This is a genomic window from Clostridium facile (assembly GCF_014297275.1).
In the GTDB taxonomy this organism is placed as follows: domain Bacteria; phylum Bacillota; class Clostridia; order Oscillospirales; family Ruminococcaceae; genus Massilioclostridium; species Massilioclostridium facile.
Genome location: NZ_JACOQK010000001.1, coordinates 554154 through 573366, shown reverse-complemented (window position 1 = coordinate 573366; position 19213 = coordinate 554154). Strand labels below are relative to the sequence as shown.

Annotated in this window: 10 protein-coding genes; all 10 read right to left on the bottom strand. The window is 43.7% G+C overall.

Annotated elements, in window-relative coordinates:
• Positions 1-33: 33 nt before the first annotated feature.
• Entirely contained in the window at positions 34-1467 is a 1434-nt protein-coding gene (gene purB, locus H8Z77_RS02355; RefSeq protein ID WP_069988484.1) for an adenylosuccinate lyase, read from the bottom strand.
• A 293-nt stretch (positions 1468-1760) separates the two neighbouring features.
• On the bottom strand, positions 1761-2627 hold the full coding sequence (locus H8Z77_RS02350) for a patatin-like phospholipase family protein (RefSeq protein WP_186996057.1): 867 nt from the start codon (positions 2625-2627) through the stop codon (positions 1761-1763).
• Positions 2628-2652: 25 nt separating this feature from the next.
• On the bottom strand, positions 2653-5502 hold the full coding sequence (locus H8Z77_RS02345; protein WP_186996056.1) for an SbcC/MukB-like Walker B domain-containing protein: 2850 nt from the start codon (positions 5500-5502) through the stop codon (positions 2653-2655).
• On the bottom strand, positions 5499-6629 hold the full coding sequence (locus H8Z77_RS02340) for an exonuclease SbcCD subunit D (protein WP_186996055.1): 1131 nt from the start codon (positions 6627-6629) through the stop codon (positions 5499-5501). Before H8Z77_RS02340 ends, H8Z77_RS02345 begins: the two co-directional genes overlap by 4 nt.
• 533 nt (positions 6630-7162) lie before the next feature.
• The gene (tuf, locus tag H8Z77_RS02335) at positions 7163-8362 is read right to left on the bottom strand and encodes an elongation factor Tu (protein WP_069988481.1); all 1200 of its coding nucleotides are present in this window, start codon (positions 8360-8362) and stop codon (positions 7163-7165) included.
• A 103-nt stretch (positions 8363-8465) separates the two neighbouring features.
• Entirely contained in the window at positions 8466-10550 is a 2085-nt protein-coding gene (gene fusA, locus H8Z77_RS02330; protein WP_186996054.1) for an elongation factor G, read from the bottom strand.
• Positions 10551-10708: 158 nt separating this feature from the next.
• Complete coding sequence (rpsG, locus tag H8Z77_RS02325; RefSeq protein ID WP_069988479.1) at positions 10709-11179, bottom strand: 30S ribosomal protein S7; 471 nt, start codon at positions 11177-11179, stop codon at positions 10709-10711.
• A gap of 125 nt (positions 11180-11304) precedes the next feature.
• On the bottom strand, positions 11305-11724 hold the full coding sequence (gene rpsL / locus H8Z77_RS02320; protein ID WP_069988478.1) for a 30S ribosomal protein S12: 420 nt from the start codon (positions 11722-11724) through the stop codon (positions 11305-11307).
• Between the two features lie 109 nt (positions 11725-11833).
• Positions 11834-15373 (bottom strand): DNA-directed RNA polymerase subunit beta', encoded by a 3540-nt coding sequence (rpoC, locus tag H8Z77_RS02315; protein ID WP_186996053.1) that lies wholly within the window; start codon positions 15371-15373, stop codon positions 11834-11836.
• Between the two features lie 17 nt (positions 15374-15390).
• The gene (rpoB, locus tag H8Z77_RS02310; protein ID WP_186996052.1) at positions 15391-19137 is read right to left on the bottom strand and encodes a DNA-directed RNA polymerase subunit beta; all 3747 of its coding nucleotides are present in this window, start codon (positions 19135-19137) and stop codon (positions 15391-15393) included.
• Between the last annotated feature and the right edge of the window lie 76 nt (positions 19138-19213).

Below are 19213 nucleotides of genomic sequence, written 5' to 3'. Positions count from 1 at the left end.
TCCTCCAATAAATTAAAATTAGTTAGTAAATTGTTATACAGTTAATTCTGCATTTTCACCCAAAACATCCTTATTGGCATCCAAAACAGGCTGTACACATTCTTGCAGGAACTCGGTAACCTGTTCTACACTGCGTCCAACAAAGTTAATTGGTTTTAAGATGGCATGGATTTCGTCATAGGAGAGGTTGAAGGAAGGGTCCGCACAAACCCGTTCAATCAAATCATTTTCCCCGCCCTGCTCTTTCACTACTTTACCAGCAGCAATGGAGTGTTGGCGAAGTTTTTCATGCAGCTCCTGACGGTCTCCACCTTTTTTCACCGCTTCCATCATAATGTTTTCGGTTGCCATAAATGGCAATTCTTTCATCACACGTTGATGGATTACTTTTGGGTAAACAACCAAACCGTCTGTTATGTTTAACAGAATGTTTAGGATCGCGTCTATCCCCAAAAATGCTTCTGCAACAGCAATACGTTTATTGGCGCTGTCATCCAAAGTTCTTTCAAACCACTGGGTACCAGCGGTAAACGCCGGGTTCAACGCATCAATCATGACATATCTTGCCAAAGAAGTAATTCTTTCGCTGCGCATTGGGTTGCGCTTATATGGCATGGCAGAGGAACCAATCTGGTTAGTTTCAAAAGGTTCTTCCATTTCTTTGAAATTTTGTAGGATTCTTAAATCGTTACTAAATTTCATAGCGGATTGTGCAATCGCGCTTAAAGTGGAAACAATGTTGTAATCCACTTTTCTAGAATAAGTTTGGCCGGATACTGGAACCACGCCGGAAAAGCCCATTTCTTCTGCAATAGACTGTTCCAAAGCCTTGATTTTATCCGTATCGCCGTCAAACAATTCTACAAAGCTTGCCTGGGTGCCTGTGGTACCTTTAGAGCCCAGCAATTTCAGGTTTTTAATCCGAAATTCCAGTTCTTCCAGGTCCATGAGCAGTTCGTTCATCCAAAGGGTAGCCCGTTTCCCAACAGTAGTCAGCTGGGCTGGCTGAAGGTGGGTATAAGCCAAGCAAGGCATGTCCTTATACTGGTTCGCGAACTTTGCCAATTTTGCGATGACATTGACCAGTTTGCGTTTTACCACATACAGGGCTTCCCTCATAATGATGACATCGGTATTATCGCCGACATAGCAGGAAGTCGCGCCAAGATGGATAATCCCTTTTGCATTTGGGCATTGCTCACCATAGGCGTACACATGGGACATAACATCATGGCGAACCAGTTTTTCACGCTGTTCTGCTACTTCGTAGTTAATCGTATCCACATGGGCTTCCAGCTCTTTTACCTGTTCTTCCGATACAGGCAAGCCCAAATTGTGCTCCGCTCTAGCAAGGGCAACCCATAATTTACGCCAAGTTTTAAACTTCATATCCGGCGAAAAAATATGCTGCATCTCTTTGCTGGCATACCGAGTACAAAATGGACTTTCATATACGTCTCGACCCATTGATTTGCCTCCTTATAAAAAATGCTTTATTTCAGTAGAACCCCGCAGCCTGTCAATGGAGGCGTGCGGTTTTCGTGATGTGAAACTACACATAAAATTTCATTCCACACTAACTATGATATTTTACCATATTTTTTAGATTTATACAAGTATTTGACGGATAAAATCCATAAATTTGTACATTCAATCCAGAGTTTTTCTAAAAAAATTGTATCTTAAAAATGAAAACATTGTATATTTATCCAAAAAACAACTTAAAATGTAGTTGATATTGACAAAATTCTCCGTATCCATCAATTTTTTGCGGAAAGGGTTTCTTCTTGCAAAAATTCCCGAATTTGGTCTATCTTTGCCACTGTATCTTGATAACCCGCTTCATATAGCCGTTTTAAAGTAGGGATATCCTTCTCAAACCGCCCAACATTTACTTCAGCAGCTGGTCGAAGCAAAATCGCTTTCCCTTCCTGCTCCAACTGCTCACAATAGGCTACTGTTTCGTTGTAGGCAATATGCCGGTTCAGCACAATTGGTTCCAATGCGGGGAATTTTTTGCGGATAAGCTTTGCGGAAAGCCGGGTGGATTTCCCGGCTGTTTTCTGGTAGCCAACCTCCCTGGTTAAAACAATCAGGTTTTTCGGATTTCCATCTGCAATGGATTTCCGGATGGGGATTGGGTCCGCCATCCCGCCATCGTAATAGCCGTTGCCGTTTAACTGGATGACAGGGAAAAATAATGGCAGAGCGCAGGTGGCCCGCAGTATGGTAAACTGGCGGTCTGCCGAATACTGATCAAAATACTCCACTTTCCCTGTTTTTACATTGGTCACCCCAGCCAGTAATTTGCCCTGGTAGGCTTTTAATGCTTGGTAATCGTATGGGATAAGCTGATTTGGAATTTCGTCATAAATAAAATTCATCCCAAAAATACTTTTTTCCTTAAAATAATTGCGGATACTAAAATACCGTTTATCGTTGCGGTATTTTTCAATGATTTCCCAGTTTCTGCCCCGCTGTTTGGACACATAGGAATAGGCGTTACTGATCCCTGCGGATACCCCTATTACATAGGGAAACATAATCTTATAATCCAACAGCGCGTCTAGCACGCCATCGGTATACAGGCCGCGCATCGCACCGCCCTCCACTACTAAACCAGCCATTTTCATTCACTTCTTTCCATTTCATTTATTGGTTTGCCTGCTTCAAAAAAACCTTGCTGCCAGAACCGGCCGTATTTTTTTCCACCACAAACTGATTAGCAATCTGTTCCCGCAATTCTGGCACATGGGAGATAATTCCCACCATCCGGTTTCCCTGGTTTAACTGGGTAAAACAATGGATTGCCTGGCGTAAAGCGTCAGAATCCAAACTGCCAAACCCCTCGTCAACAAACATGGTGTTGAGCTGAATTCCACCGTTTTGCTGCATAATAATGTCCGCCAACCCTAACGAGAGGGCCAACGATGCCAGAAAGGTTTCCCCGCCGGACAATGTACTGATATGCCGGGTTTGCCCGGTGTAAAAATCCATTACCTGAATATCAAAACCATCTGTCTGGCCTTTCATCCGTTCCATGCGGTATCTTCCATTGGTCATCTGGTCAAAACGCAGGTTTGCGCGGGAGATAATCCTATCAAAATAAAATGCCAGTACATATTTTTCAAATCCCATCCGTTTGGTGGTACCTTTGGTCAAATCGGACAACTTTTTTAAAATTCCGTATTTCTCGGTTAACTGTTGGATTTTCTCCAAATGTGCCCGATATTCTTCCTCGCAGGATACATTCTGATGGAACTGTTGCAGCAACTGTTCCCGCTCCTTGGTCAACCTCTGTTTTTCCTCTTGAAGCTGCTGCTGTTTCTGTTCCAATACGGACAGCTGTAATAGCTCCTGTCCATTCAATTGCAGCGCAAGCTCCTGCAACACAGCCTGTACGTTGCTGCACTCGGTTTCATAAGAACGGATATCTGCTTCCAATTGAGGAATTTGTTCCAATTGTACCACCAATGTCTGATATTCCTGTTCTTTCAAATGGGACTGCTGCAAGAATTGAGTAAAGTGCCCTTCCAATTGGCCTTTTTGTTGTTTTTTCTGTTCCAATTCCTGTTCCAGTTGGATGATTTGCCCCTCCAACTGGCTAAACTGGGTTTGAAGCTGGGTTTCCTGCTGTTCACAGGACTCCCGCTGAGAACGGTACTGAGACAATTTTAATTCTAATTGGGAAACCGATTGTTGGATTCCTTCCAGCGTGGGCAACGTCCCATCCTCCTGCCGGATTTTCTCCCGTAATGGAATCAAATATTCTGTAGTTTGTTCCAGTTGGGAGTTTAGCCTCCGCAACTTTTCTTGATAGGGTTCTTCCGAATCCCATCCTTCCAAAGACGTTTGAAGGATTTCTTTTAATTGGGCTATCCTCTGTTCCAGTTGTTCCTGAAAATCAGGTGTGTCAATCTTCCAATCGGATAATTGCTGTTGTTTTGCCTCCAACTGCTGCTCCAGCTGTAACAATTGGGTTTGGACTTCATCCCGCTGGTGTTGTAGGGATAAAACCTCCTGGTAAGAAACAATTTGCTCCTCTCCTCCCGGCGCTGGGCAAGGATGTTCCCGAGAACCACATACTGGACAGGGCTGCCCTGGTTGAAGCTGTTCCCCAAGCAAAAAGGCCTGTGCTTCAAAATATCGTTTACAACCTTGTTGGTATTCGGTTTCCTTTTGTTCCAGCTCCCCTCTTTTTTGCTCCGTTGTTTGCATCAAACGGAAAAGTTCCTGCAACTGGGTGGACTCCACAACCATCCGCTGCCGCTCCACCGCCTGTTCCGTCCAGGAAATACTTTGCTCCAATTCCATCTGTTTTTGCTGGAATGTTTCCAACTGCTCCACCAACGGGAAAAGCTGCCGCAAGGAATCCAATTGCTGTTGTGCCCGCTCCATCCCTTCCGCCTGGGCATACAGTTGTTCCTGTTGATGGTATAATTCCTGCTTGGATTGGCGCACTTGCTGCAATTGCTGTTGCAATTCGTTTTTCCTGTTTTGTCCCTCCAGGAACATTTTTTCAACATCCCGCAGCTGCTGTTCCATCCCCCGAATTTGTTCCACCTGTTTGAGCTGCTGCAAAAACTGCTTTTGTGCAGCTATTTCCGCCTGTTGCGCTTCCAGCTGGTTTTGTTTCCCCTGAAATTTCTGAAGGCGCTCCTGCTGTTGGTGCAATTCCCGTTGATGAGTTAGTTGGTTCGCAGCTTGCTGGAATTCGGTTTCCTTTTGCTGAATGTTTCGTTCTAACTGTTGTAGTTCCTGTTCCATCCGCTGGTTCTGCTGCTGTAACAGCTTCAAGCAGGCTGTGTCATCCGGGAATTCTGAATGGAGTTCCTGTTCCAAAGCGGAATCCACAATATGGATTTTAGAACGCAGGTTTTGATTCTGCTGGATTAATAGCCGGTTTTCCTGTTCCACCGATTTGGTAGAAGAATAAAATGCGTCGGTTACCTTTTGGAAATACTCTGTACCAAATATGGTACGGAAGGTAGCCAGCTTGTCAGTGTTTTTTTCGGTAAGCAGCTTTTGGAACTGCCCCTGTGGCAACATGACAATTTTATAAAAATGGTCGCTGCTCAACCCGATGATTTCCTGCTCTATTTTTTGCTTAATTTCTTTTAAATCGGTTATTTTTTTGCCATCTGGCAACGTCAGTTCTGCTTTGTGTTTCCTGGTAACAAAGCCCTTTCCCCTCTGTTTTGGGGAAAGTTGTTCTGGTTCCCGATAAATTTGATAGGTTTCTCCATGGGATTCAAACCGGAACTCCACATAGCATAGCCGGTCTTTTGGGGCAAAATCACTTTTTAGGGTACGGGGTTCTTTGCGTTTTCCATTCACTTCCCCGTACAGTGCAAAAGAAATGGCGTCAAAAATACTGGTTTTTCCAGCTCCAGTATCCCCAGTGACTAGAAAAAGCGCATTTTGCTGTAATTTGGTAAAATCCAATATTTGTTCGGTAGGAAACGGCCCAAAAGCGGAAAACCTTAACTGTAACAATCTCATGGCTTCCCTCCTTGGTCTAATTGTAGAAGTATCTGATCTACCAATTGTTCCTCCTGTTGGGTCATTTCATTCCCTACTGTTTCCAGATAAAATTTTTTTAAAATATCCTTTGGAGATTGGGATAAAGCCGGTTCTTCCCCTTCCAATAAAGGCTGCTGGTATTCCAAAGAACTATAGTGCATCCCCAAAATATTGGGAAATCGGACACGCAACTGTTCCATTGCGTTTAAAACATACTTCTGATCCAACAATTCTACAAACACATAATCGTCCGATTGCTGCAACATCAATTCCTGGAATTTTCCCTGTATCTTGCGCACATCCCGCAAGGTTTGAAATGAGTGCAAGGATTGTTGGATGGTCTTATTTTGAATTTCCAGCAAAACAATCCCTTTTTTTTGTTTTTCCTCGCTTAAGGAATATTTCAAAGGGGAACCGCTGTAAAAACCATTTGCCCCAGCGGACTGGGGAGCGTGCAGATGCCCTAATGCCACATAATCAAACTTGGGAAATACCCCTAAATCAATTAAATCGCTCCCCCCTACCGAATATTCCGACTCGGAGTATAAGCAGCTATCTTTGGCACTGCCATTCAAATAAAAGCCGTGTGCCATCAATAAGTTAAGCGTATTAGGGGAAGGCGATATCAAAGAAGCAATTTTTTCCGCAGCTTGCTGGTAGCCGATGATCTTTTCTTCCGGATACAGTTCCCGCACTTGGGCTGGATGGAAATAAGGCAGCATCCAAATAACGACTGCTTCATCCCCACAGACAAGGGGAATTTTTTTGATTTCCCGTTGTAGGTTCCCCTGCATATACAAGCCAGAAGATTCTAAAAACCGGTTGGAGAACGAAAGGCGCTCGGGTGAATCGTGGTTTCCAGCAATGATAAACGTTTTAATGTTTCGCCGCAACACTACTTCAGTCAAAAATTCATCCACCAGCTGAACCGCCTGAGCAGAAGGGATGGCGCGGTCATATAAATCCCCCGAAATCAACAGAGCGTCAGCCCTATATTCTACGAGAAAATCCACCAGCTGGGATAAAAAATAGCGCTGGTCCTCCAATAGGCTGTATCCATTCAAGGAACGCCCAATATGCCAGTCCGAAGTATGTACCAGTTTCATCCAATCCCCCTATTCGAAAAACAATTAACTTAATTATAGCATAAAAAAATTGGTTTGAAAACATTCGATATAGCGAAAATAGCACTACTGAAATCATCCAGATTTCCTTTTTCCCTGCGGAATGATAAAATGAAATTCATCTAAATACCCTCTCTTCAAGAAACATTGGACGCCACTAAGTAGCTTTACGGATAAAAACAAACTAGCATTATAGAAAAATTTATTTACTTTGGTTTTGCATCACAAAATTCATTTTCCTTCCGAACAGTAGAAAATATTTCCCCTCATCTTTTTCCTATACAAAAGGCAACAGTCATAATTACTCTTGAAAAAAAGAGTATGAACACCCTTAACCCAAAAGTTTTTTAAATCTCCTCTCTCGCTTTTTCGAATTGGGAAACTACCTGTATTTAGAGAAACCATTTTCATTTCGTGACTTCCTTTTTTGTACAAGCACAGAATACCCAGTTTTTTGCTGTATAAAAAAACAGCCTGGCAAAAGCCAAGCTGTTTGATATATTGAAACAGTAAAATTATTCGTTGATAGCGGAAACTACGCCGGAACCTACTGTACGGCCACCTTCACGGATAGCGAAACGCAGACCTTCTTCAATAGCGATTGGAGTGATCAGTTCAACGTCCATTGTTACGTTATCGCCAGGCATACACATTTCTGTGCCTTCTGGTAAAGAGATAACACCAGTTACGTCAGTTGTTCTGAAGTAGAACTGTGGTCTGTAGTTGTTGAAGAATGGAGTATGACGGCCACCTTCTTCTTTTTTCAGAATGTATACTTGGCCTTTAAATTTGGTGTGTGGGTGGATGGTACCTGGTTTACACAGAACTTGACCTCTTTCGATGTCAGAACGTTGGATACCACGCAGCAATGCACCGATGTTGTCACCAGCTTCAGCATAGTCCAGAATTTTACGGAACATTTCGATACCTGTAACAACAGTTTTGCCTCTTTCTTCAGTCAAACCAATGATTTCAACTTCGTCACCAGTGTTCAATTGACCTCTTTCAACTCTACCAGTAGCAACTGTACCACGGCCTGTGATGGTGAATACGTCTTCTACAGGCATCAAGAATGGCAGGTCAGATTTACGTTCTGGAGTTGGAATATAATCATCAACAGCATCCATCAGTTCAATGATTGGAGCATAAGCTGGATCGCTCAGATCATCTGGAGCTTCCAAAGCTTTCAGAGCGGAACCTTTGATGATTGGAGTATCGTCGCCTGGGAATTCATATTCATTCAACAGGTCACGGATTTCCATTTCAACCAAATCTAAGAATTCTGGATCGTCAACTTGGTCAGCTTTGTTCATGAATACAACGATGTAAGGAACGCCTACCTGACGGGACAGCAGGATGTGTTCACGAGTCTGAGGCATTGGGCCGTCAGCAGCGGATACAACCAGGATAGCACCGTCCATCTGAGCAGCACCAGTGATCATGTTTTTAACGTAGTCAGCATGTCCTGGGCAGTCAACGTGAGCGTAGTGGCGTTTGTCGGTTTCATATTCAACGTGAGCAGTGTTGATTGTGATACCACGTTCTCTTTCTTCTGGGGCTTTGTCGATCATATCGTAAGCTTCGTATTGAGCTTGACCTTTCAGAGCCAGAGTTTTTGTAATAGCAGCAGTTAATGTTGTTTTACCATGGTCAACGTGACCGATTGTACCAATATTAACGTGTGGCTTATTTCTTTCAAATTTAGCTTTTGCCATTGTATTTTCCTCCTCATTTTTAAGAAAAAACTTGCATAGTTTTATTCTATCATAAATCTAGAATTTTTCAAGTAATTTCACAAAATTTTTATAGAAATGCGAATTAGTCAGCATTTTTAGCCCTAGAGCTCATAATCTTCTCGGAAATGGATTTTGGAACTTCAACATAGTGGCTAGGTTCCATGGAGTATTGGCCACGGCCCTGAGTTTTAGAACGCAGGTCGTTAGAATAACCAAACATTTCAGAAAGAGGAACAAATGCGTTAATTTCTTGCGCACCGTTTCTGCTTTCCATACCCTGGATTTGACCACGACGGGAGTTCAAGTCACCAATAACATCACCCATGTAATCTTCTGGAACAATAACAACTACTTTCATAATTGGTTCCAAAATAACTGGGTCTGCTTTTCTCATTGCTTCTTTGAAAGCCTGAGAAGCAGCAATCTTAAATGCCATTTCAGAGGAGTCAACTTCATGGTAAGAACCATCGTACAAGGTAACTTTTACGTCTACTACCTGGAAGCCAGCCAATACGCCTGCTTCCATAGCACCTTGGATACCTGCGTCAACTGCTGGGATGTATTCTTTTGGAATTGCACCACCAACAATGTTGTTAATGAATTCGTAACCTTTACCGGATTCATTTGGTTCGATGATCATCTTAACATGACCGTATTGACCTTTACCACCGGATTGACGAGCATATTTATGGTCAATGTCGTATTTACGGCGGATGGTTTCTTTGTAAGATACCTGAGGAGCACCAACATTTGCTTCTACTTTAAATTCGCGGAGCAAACGGTCAACAATAATTTCCAAGTGGAGCTCACCCATACCAGCAATAATTGTCTGGCCGGTTTCTTCGTTTGTATAAGTTCTGAAAGTTGGGTCTTCTTCTGCCAGTTTTGCCAAAGCGATACCCATTTTTTCGGAACCTGCTTTTGTTTTTGGCTCAATTGCCAAGCTGATAACTGGTTCTGGGAATTCCATGGATTCCAGAATAACTGGAGCCTTAGGATCACACAGAGTATCACCAGTACCGGTATTTTTCAAACCTACAGCAGCAGCGATATCCCCTGCGTAAACAGTTTCGATATCTTTTCTGTGGTTTGCGTGCATTTGCAGGATACGGCCAATTCTTTCGGATTTTCCTTTTACAGAGTTGTATACAGTAGAACCTGCATCAACAGTACCGGAATAAACGCGGAAGAAACACAGTTTACCTACATATGGGTCGGTTGCGATTTTAAATGCCAAAGCTGCAAATGGTTCTTCATCAGAAGAATGTTTTACAACTTCTTCGCCTGTATCAGGGTCAGTACCTTTAATAGCTGGTACATCTACTGGGGATGGCATATAATCAACAATTGCGTCCAACAGTTTCTGAACCCCTTTGTTACGGTAAGAAGTACCACAGGTTACAGGAACCATCTGGTTTGCAATAGTACCTTTACGAATAGCAGCTTTGATTTCATCAACTGTTAATTCTTCGCCATCCAGGTATTTCATCATTAAGTCTTCATCCACTTCAGCAACCGCTTCTAACAGTTTTGCGCGGTATTCATCCGCTTTTTCCTGCATATCAGCTGGAATGCCTTCTTCGTCGATTACATTACCCAGATCGTCTTCATAAATGTAAGCTTTCATTTCAACCAGGTCAATCAAACCTTTGAAAGTATCTTCCACCCCGATTGGCAGCTGGATTGGAACAGCGTTACATTTCAGACGGTTGAGCATCATGTCAACTACGTTGTAGAAATCAGCACCCATGATGTCCATTTTGTTCACGTAAGCCATACGTGGAACGCCGTAGTTGTCAGCCTGGCGCCATACAGTTTCAGACTGAGGTTCTACACCACCTTTGGCACAGAAAACAGTAACGGAACCATCCAGTACACGCAAAGAACGCTCTACTTCTACAGTAAAGTCAACGTGTCCAGGAGTGTCGATAATATTGATACGATGCTTATTCCAGTATGCAGTAGTAGCAGCAGAAGTAATAGTAATACCTCTTTCCTGTTCCTGCTCCATCCAGTCCATTGTAGCAGCACCATCATGAGTTTCACCGATTTTACGGTTAATACCTGTATAGTACAGGATACGCTCAGTGGTAGTGGTTTTACCTGCGTCAATGTGAGCCATGATACCAATATTTCTAGTCATTTCTAGAGATACGTCTCTTGGCATAATTTCCTCCTAAAAATAATGTTCTACCAAAATTATGGTAGGCCTTGTTATCTTTTCTATCTGTTGTGTAAAATCAATTTTACACCAAACAATAATATGGAAAATCGGTTCGGCTTGTCCTTCTCAAAAAGGCAAACCAAACCAAACTCCAAATCAGATTACCATCTGTAGTGAGCAAAAGCTTTGTTAGCTTCCGCCATTTTGTGAGTATCATCACGTTTTTTGCATGCTCCACCTGTGTTGTTCAGAGCATCCATGATTTCACCTGCAAGGCGTTCTTTCATGGTTTTTTCATTTCTCTGACGAGCATACAAGGTGATCCATCTCAAACCTAAGGTCTGACGTCTCTCTGGACGTACTTCCATTGGTACCTGGTAAGTAGCACCACCTACACGGCGGGCTTTTACTTCCAATACAGGCATGATATTTTCCATTGCTTCCTGAAAAGCTTCCAAAGGATCTTTTTCAGTTTTTTCTTTTACAATATCGAATGCACCGTAAACAATTTTCTGTGCAACACCTTTTTTACCATCCAGCATAACGCTGTTGATCAAACGTGTTACCAGTTTAGAGCTATAAAGTGGATCTGGCAAAACATCACGTTTTGCAATTTTACCTCTTCTTGGCACTTCGCTTCCCTCCTTCATAAAATGAATTCATTGGTACTCGAAAGCAAGAAACTTCCGTAGGGTGCCAAAATAGGGTCATCTATCTATAAGAAGCCTAATTTGGCATAATAATCCGGTCGTTTACACTACTTTCCAGCTTTTGGACGTTTTGCACCGTATTTAGAACGGGCTTGTTTTCTGTCAGCAACTCCCTGAGCGTCGAGTGTTCCTCTGATAATGTGGTAACGTGTACCTGGTAAGTCCTTAACACGTCCGCCACGGATCAAAACAACGCTATGTTCCTGAAGGTTGTGTCCTTCCCCTGGAATGTAGGATGTTACTTCGATTCCGTTGGATAAACGGACCCTGGCAACTTTACGAAGAGCTGAGTTAGGTTTTTTAGGGGTCATTGTTCTTACCGCGGTACAAACACCACGTTTTTGTGGAGAACTCTGATCGGTAGAAACCTTCTTCATGGAGTTAAATCTTTTGCCCAATGCTGGAGCGTTAGATTTTGTCTCTTTGTCATGTCTGCCTTTACGAACAAGCTGGTTAAAGGTTGGCATATGGCACCTCCTTACATGGTTAATGATCTATCTGCAAACACAGCATTTGGCGGTTTGAAAAATTCCAAGCCGCCAAACGTGTATTTCACACAGTTATTTATTATATATCCTACAGTGTGGTTTTGTCAAGAGAATTTTTATCATTTTCGATTACTTCTACATTTTGATAGCAGGATAAGCCTGTACCAGCTGGAACCAGCTTACCAATGATAACATTTTCTTTCAAACCGATTAATGGGTCAACCTTGCCTTTGATGGCAGCGTCGGTTAATACTCTGGTTGTTTCCTGGAAGGAAGCAGCGGAGAGGAAGCTTTCGGTTGCCAAAGATGCTTTGGTAATACCCAGCAGCACCGGAATAAAGGTTGGCATCTTCAATTCTACGCCAGATTCTTCCATCTGCTGTTTCATCTTACGGCGGGTAGCGATCATCTCACTGCGTTCGATTACGGTATCTGGCAACAGGTTGCTGTCACCTGGATCATCCACACGAACTTTACGCATCATCTGGCGAACAATAACCTCGATATGTTTATCGTTGATATCAACACCCTGCATACGGTAAGTTTTTTGTACTTCGGAAATCAGGTAGTTCTGTACAGCCTGCTCGCCTTTTACTGCCAATACATCGTGTGGATTGATTGGACCTTCTGTTAAAGGAGCACCTGCTGTGATTTCTTCACCATCTTCTACCTTGATACGGAAGCCGAATGGAATTGCGTAATCTCTTTCTTCCCCGTTGGAATTAGTCACAAAGATATGACGGGTGCGTTTGATTTCTTCCATGCGAACTTTACCACTGATTTCAGCGATAATAGCGGAGTTTTTCGGACGTCTGCCTTCAAATAGCTCTTCAACACGTGGAAGACCCTGTGTAATATCTTCAGCGGATGCGATACCACCAGTATGGAAGGTACGCATGGTCAACTGGGTACCAGGTTCACCGATGGATTGTGCGGCAATAATACCAACCGCTTCACCAATTGCCACGGTGCTGCCTTTTGCCAGGTTTGCGCCATAACATTTCGCACAAATGCCCAGTTCGGATTCACAGGTCAAAATAGAACGGATGTGGATATGAGTAATTCCAGCTGCAACCAAACGTTTTGCGTCTTCTTCGGTCATCATCTTATCCTTGGACTGGAGAAGTTCACCAGTTTTTGGATCTACACAATCTTCTACCAGATAACGGCCAGTTAAACGTTCGTACAGTGGTTCGATGATTTCATTGCCTTCCCGAATTTCGTATACTTCAATACCGTTGGAAGTACCACAGTCATTCTGACGGATGATTACTTCCTGGGATACGTCAACCAAACGTCTAGTCAAGTAACCAGAGTCAGCAGTTCTCAATGCGGTATCCGCCAAACCTTTACGGGCACCACGGGAAGAAATAAAGTATTCCAAGATGTTCAAACCTTCACGGTAGTTCGCTTTGATTGGAATTTCGATGGTGGTACCGGATGTGTTGGCAATCAAGCCACGCATACCAGCCAGCTGTCTAATCTGGTTGATACTACCACGCGCACCGGAGTCCGCCATCATATAGATTGGATTGTAATCATCCAGGTTAGCGGTCAGTGCATCGGATACCTTTTTGGTGGTAACATCCCATGTTTCAATTACACGGTTGTAACGTTCTTCATTGGACAGCATACCACGACGGTACTGTTTGGTGATTTTTTCAATCTGAGCATCCGCTTCTTCCAGATACTGTTGTTTTTGTGGTGGGATAACCGCATCACAAACCGCAACCGTAATGGCACTCTTGGTGGAATATTTATAGCCCTGGGCTTTGATTTTATCCAGTACTTCAGAGGTAGTGGCAACCCCATGTTTCGCAATACAACGGCTTACAATATCCCCTAACTGTTTTTTGCCGACTTTAAAGGTAATTTCCAGGTCAAACTGCTGTTCCGGATTGGTTCTGTCCACAAAGCCTAAATCCTGTGGAATTGGCTGATTAAAGATAATCTGACCAACCGTTGCGTCAATCAGGCGGGAAACCACTTTGTCACCAACAGTTCTAGTTACTTTTACCTTGATTGGAGCATGTAAGGTAACATCCCCTTCATTGTATGCCATAACCGCTTCATTGTAATCACGGAATACTTTGCCGGTTCCTTTGTCGCCTTCTTTGCGTAAGGTCAGATAATAGGAGCCCAAAACCATATCCTGGGTAGGCACTGCAACAGGACGTCCATCAGAAGGTTTTAAGAGGTTGTTTGCTGCCAGCATCAAGAAACGTGCTTCTGCCTGGGCTTCCGCGGACAATGGTACGTGGACAGCCATCTGGTCTCCATCGAAGTCCGCGTTGTACGCTGTACAAACCAATGGATGCAGCTTTAATGCTTTTCCTTCTACCAATACGGGTTCAAATGCCTGGATACCCAATCTATGCAAGGTAGGCGCACGGTTTAACAGAACTGGATGCCCTTTGATTACCGTTTCCAAAGCATCCCAAACCTCTGTTTTTGCCCGTTCTACCATTTTTCTAGCGCTTTTAATATTGTTGGAAACACCGGTTTCCACCAAGCGTTTCATAACGAATGGCTTAAACAGTTCCAAAGCCATCTCTTTTGGCAAACCGCACTGATACATTTTCAGTTCAGGTCCTACTACGATAACAGAACGTCCGGAATAGTCAACACGTTTTCCCAACAGGTTCTGTCTGAAACGTCCCTGTTTCCCTTTTAACATATCGGAAAGGGATTTTAAAGGACGGTTATTTGGTCCGGTTACCGGTCTGCCACGACGACCGTTGTCAATCAAGGCGTCTACTGCTTCCTGCAACATCCGTTTTTCATTGCGGACAATGATGTCAGGCGCATTCAATTCCAACAAACGTTTTAAACGGTTGTTACGGTTAATTACACGGCGATACAGGTCGTTCAAGTCAGAAGTAGCGAAACGTCCACCATCCAACTGAACCATTGGACGGATATCTGGTGGAATTACTGGGATAACATCCATAATCATCCATTCTGGACGGTTGCCAGAATGTTTGAACGCATCCACTACTTCCAAGCGGCGAATCGCTTTGACACGTTTTTGTCCGGTAGAGTTTTCGATTTCATCTTTTAACTGTTTGGAGAGTACATCAAAATCTACTTCCTGCAACAGTTCTTTGATTGCTTCCGCACCCATACCAGCGCGGAAATCATCTTCGTATTTTTCCCGCATATCATCGTATTCTTTTTCGGTCAGCATCTGGCCTTTTTCCAATACGGTGTTGCCTGGATCGATAACAATATATTTCGCGAAATACAGGATTTCTTCCAAACGGCGTGGAGAGATATCCAACAGCAAGCCCATACGGGATGGGATGCCTTTAAAATACCAAATGTGGGAAACTGGGGCAGCCAGTTCGATATGCCCCATCCGTTCCCGGCGCACTTTAGCGCGGGTGACTTCAACGCCACATTTTTCACATACTTTCCCTTTATAGCGGAGGCGTTTGTACTTACCACAGTGACATTCCCAGTCCTTTGTAGGCCCGAAAATCCGTTCACAGAACAAACCGTCCCGTTCTGGTTTTAAGGTACGGTAGTTAATTGTTTCCGGTTTTTTTACCTCGCCATAAGACCATTCCCTGATCTGATCAGGAGAAGCCAGACCAATTTTAATTGATTCAAACACATTAAATTCCATTCCGACATCTCTCCTTTTTATTCATCAAAATCATCTAAACCAAAATCCAAATCAGCACCAAGATCTTCTGGTTCTGAAACGTCAAAACCTTCAAAATCCTGTTCTACTTCTACCTCTTTAAATGCTTCTTCATCTTTGAATGTTTCGTCTTCTTCCACAACAGGCTGCAAGCCAATATCATCATCTTCGTCAAAGGATTGCCGCAGGTCGATTTCGTTGTTGTCTTTATCCAGCACACGCACATCCAAAGCGAGGGACTGCAATTCTTTAATCAATACTTTAAATGCCTCTGGAGCGCCTGGTTTTGGCACATTCTGGCCTTTTACAATTGCTTCGTAAGTCTTAACACGTCCAACGGTATCGTCGGATTTTACAGTTAAGATTTCCTGCAAGGTGTAAGCTGCGCCATACGCTTCCAATGCCCAAACTTCCATTTCCCCGAATCTCTGGCCACCGAACTGGGCTTTACCACCCAATGGCTGCTGGGTAACCAAACTATATGGACCGGTAGAACGGGCGTGGATTTTATCGTCAACCAGGTGATGGAGTTTCAGGTAGTACATATAACCTACGGTAACAGGGTTGTCAAATGGTTCCCCAGTACGTCCATCATACAAGATGGTTTTTCCATCTTCACGCAAGCCAGCTTCTTTTAAGCATTCACGGATATCGCTTTCGTGGGCACCGTCAAATACAGGGGTCATAATCTTCCATCCCAACGCTTTCGCAGCGTAGCCAAGATGTACTTCCAATACCTGCCCGATGTTCATACGGGAAGGTACGCCCAATGGGTTCAATACAATATCCAGAGGACGGCCATCTGGCAGAAATGGCATATCTTCCTGTGGAAGGATACGGGAAACGACACCCTTATTACCATGGCGGCCCGCCATTTTGTCCCCAACGCTTAATTTTCTCTTTTGTACAATGTAGCAGCGCACTACCATGTTTACCCCTGGGGAGAGCTCATCGGAGTTCTCTCTGGTAAACACTTTTACATCTACTACAATACCGTATTCACCATGTGGTACACGGAGGGAAGTATCCCTTACTTCACGGGCTTTTTCCCCGAAGATTGCACGGAGCAAACGTTCTTCGGCTGTCAGTTCGGTTTCCCCTTTTGGAGTAACCTTACCAACCAGAATATCCCCTGCACGCACTTCCGCACCAACACGGATGATACCACGTTCGTCCAAATCTTTCAGGGCATCTTCCCCGACGTTTGGAATTTCACGGGTAATTTCTTCTGGACCTAATTTGGTATCTCTTGCTTCCACTTCATATTCTTCAATATGCAGGGAAGTATATATATCTTCACGCACAATTCTTTCATTGATTAAAACCGCGTCTTCATAGTTATAACCTTCCCAGGTCATAAATCCGATCAAAGCGTTTTTACCCAAGCTGATTTCGCCGTGGTCCATTGCAGGACCGTCCGCGATTACCTGGCCTTTGGTAACGGTTTCACCTTTGGAAACAATTGGCTTCTGGTTTACACATGTACTCTGGTTGGAGCGCATAAACTTAATCAGTTTATAGTTGTGTTCGATGTGGTCAGCATCCTCAATGACAATTTCATCCGCTGAAACATGTTTTACTACACCGTTTTGTTTTGCCAGTACAGCAACACCGGAATCCACTGCTGCTTTGTATTCCATACCAGTACCAACCACAGGTGCTTCTGTTCTTAACAGTGGCACAGCCTGACGCTGCATGTTCGCACCCATCAAAGCACGGTTTGCGTCGTCGTTTTCTAGGAATGGAATCATGGCAGTCGCAACAGATACAACCATTTTTGGGGAAACGTCCATGAAGTCAACCTGTTCCCGTTCTACTTCGATGATCTGGTCACGGTAACGGCCAGTAACACGAGGGGTAGCAAACTTGTTGTCCTCTGTCAGTTCTGCGTTCGCCTGAGCGACAATGTAGTTATCTTCCATATCAGCGGTCATGTAAACCACTTCATCCAACACAACGCCTGTTTCTTTGTCTACACGGCGGTATGGGGCTTCAATAAAGCCGTATTTATTCAATCTCGCAAAAGAAGCAAGATAGGAGATCAAACCGATGTTTGGACCTTCTGGGGTTTCAATTGGGCACATTCTTCCGTAGTGGGAATAGTGAACGTCACGCACCTCAAACCCTGCCCTATCACGGGACAAACCGCCTGGACCCAACGCAGATAGACGACGTTTATGGGTCAATTCTGCCAGAGGGTTGTTCTGGTCCATGAACTGGGACAATGGAGAAGAACCAAAGAACTCTTTAATCGCAGCCACAACAGGACGGATATTGATCAAAGCCTGTGGGGTCATGGTATCCATATCCTGCGCCTGCAAGGTCATTCTTTCCCGGATAACACGTTCCATACGGCTGAAGCCGATACGGAATTGGTTTTGCAGCAATTCGCCTACGCTACGGATACGGCGGTTACCCAGATGGTCGATATCGTCAATGGTACCAACACCATAAGCCAGGTTATTCACATAGTTAATAGAAGCGAAAATATCATCTTTAATGATGTGTTTTGGAACCAGCATATCCACACGTTCCCGGATCGCCTCCTCAATTTCTTCCTGGGAGGAGCAGGTTTCCAAAATATCTTTTAATACACGGAAGCGGACTTTTTCCCCGATGTCGAACGCTTCTGGGTCGATGTCCACAAAATCGGTGATATCCACCATGCCGTTGGAAATCACTTTAACGATTTCGCCTTCCACATCAATATAAGCGGTATCCACACCAGCTTTTTCGATTGCCAGCGCACGTTCATAAGTCAAAGTTTCGCCTTTTTCCCCTAAGAGTTCGCCAGTTAACTCGTTTACCACTGGTTCTGCCAATACATGGCCGGTCAAACGATTTGCAATCGCCAGTTTTTTGTTGTATTTATAACGCCCTACTTTAGAAAGGTCATAGCGGCGGTCATCAAAGAAGAGATTTCTTAAATGGGTAACAGCGCTATCCAGTGTTGGTGGTTCACCTGGACGGAGTTTGCGGTAGACTTCCAGCAACGCTTCTTCCCCATTTTTGGTATTATCCTTGTCCGTGATGGTCTGCACCATGCGTCTATCTTCGCCAAAAATTTCGTAAATTTCCTGATCAGTGCCGTATTGGTCAGTAAATACTTCCGCATCGCTTAAATTGGAATCATCTTTAATGCGCAGCAAAGCACGGATAAATACCGTAATTGGAATTTTACGGTTTTTGTCAATCCGAACATAGAAAACATCATTGGAATCGGTTTCATATTCCAGCCATGCGCCACGGTTTGGAATGACGGTGGTAGAGAATTTTTTCTTACCGGTTTTGTCATATTCACTGCCATAGTAAACCCCTGGGGAACGAACCAACTGGGAAACAATAACACGTTCCGCACCGTTAATGACAAAAGTACCGCTATCCGTCATAAGAGGGAAATCACCCATGAAAATTTCCTGCTCTTTAACCTCGCCGGTCTCCTTGTTAATCAGCCTTGTTTTTACCCGCAGCGGAGCCGCATAGGTGGTGTCGCGCTCTTTACATTCCAGCACATCGTATTTGAGCTTATCGTCAAAGCGATAATCCACAAATTCCAATACCAGGTTTCCGGTATGGTCGGAAATATAGGCCGAGTCGCGAAAAACTTCTTTCAAACCCTCTGTCCGAAACCATTCATATGAATTTTTCTGCACCTCAATCAAGTTTGGCATTTCCAGCACTTCATTGATCCGTGCAAAGCTCATTCTGGTTTTTTTTCCTAATTTAACAGGTTTGACATTCACCATAGGCTTAATTCCTCCATTCTATTTTCAACGCAAGCACCCTTTATAAAAACTTAAATGTATTGCACAATTCCCAAAA

Excerpts from the sequence above, each read along its gene's own strand:
- purB (WP_069988484.1), bottom strand. The coding sequence starts at position 1,467 with ATGGGTCGAGACGTATATGAAAGTCCATTTTGTACTCGGTATGCCAGC.
- H8Z77_RS02340 (WP_186996055.1), bottom strand. The coding sequence starts at position 6,629 with ATGAAACTGGTACATACTTCGGACTGGCATATTGGGCGTTCCTTGAAT.
- H8Z77_RS02350 (WP_186996057.1), bottom strand. The coding sequence starts at position 2,627 with ATGGCTGGTTTAGTAGTGGAGGGCGGTGCGATGCGCGGCCTGTATACC.
- rpoC (WP_186996053.1), bottom strand. The coding sequence starts at position 15,373 with ATGGAATTTAATGTGTTTGAATCAATTAAAATTGGTCTGGCTTCTCCT.
- rpoB (WP_186996052.1), bottom strand. The coding sequence starts at position 19,137 with ATGGTGAATGTCAAACCTGTTAAATTAGGAAAAAAAACCAGAATGAGC.
- fusA (WP_186996054.1), bottom strand. The coding sequence starts at position 10,550 with ATGCCAAGAGACGTATCTCTAGAAATGACTAGAAATATTGGTATCATG.
- tuf (WP_069988481.1), bottom strand. The coding sequence starts at position 8,362 with ATGGCAAAAGCTAAATTTGAAAGAAATAAGCCACACGTTAATATTGGT.
- H8Z77_RS02345 (WP_186996056.1), bottom strand. The coding sequence starts at position 5,502 with ATGAGATTGTTACAGTTAAGGTTTTCCGCTTTTGGGCCGTTTCCTACC.
- rpsL (WP_069988478.1), bottom strand. The coding sequence starts at position 11,724 with ATGCCAACCTTTAACCAGCTTGTTCGTAAAGGCAGACATGACAAAGAG.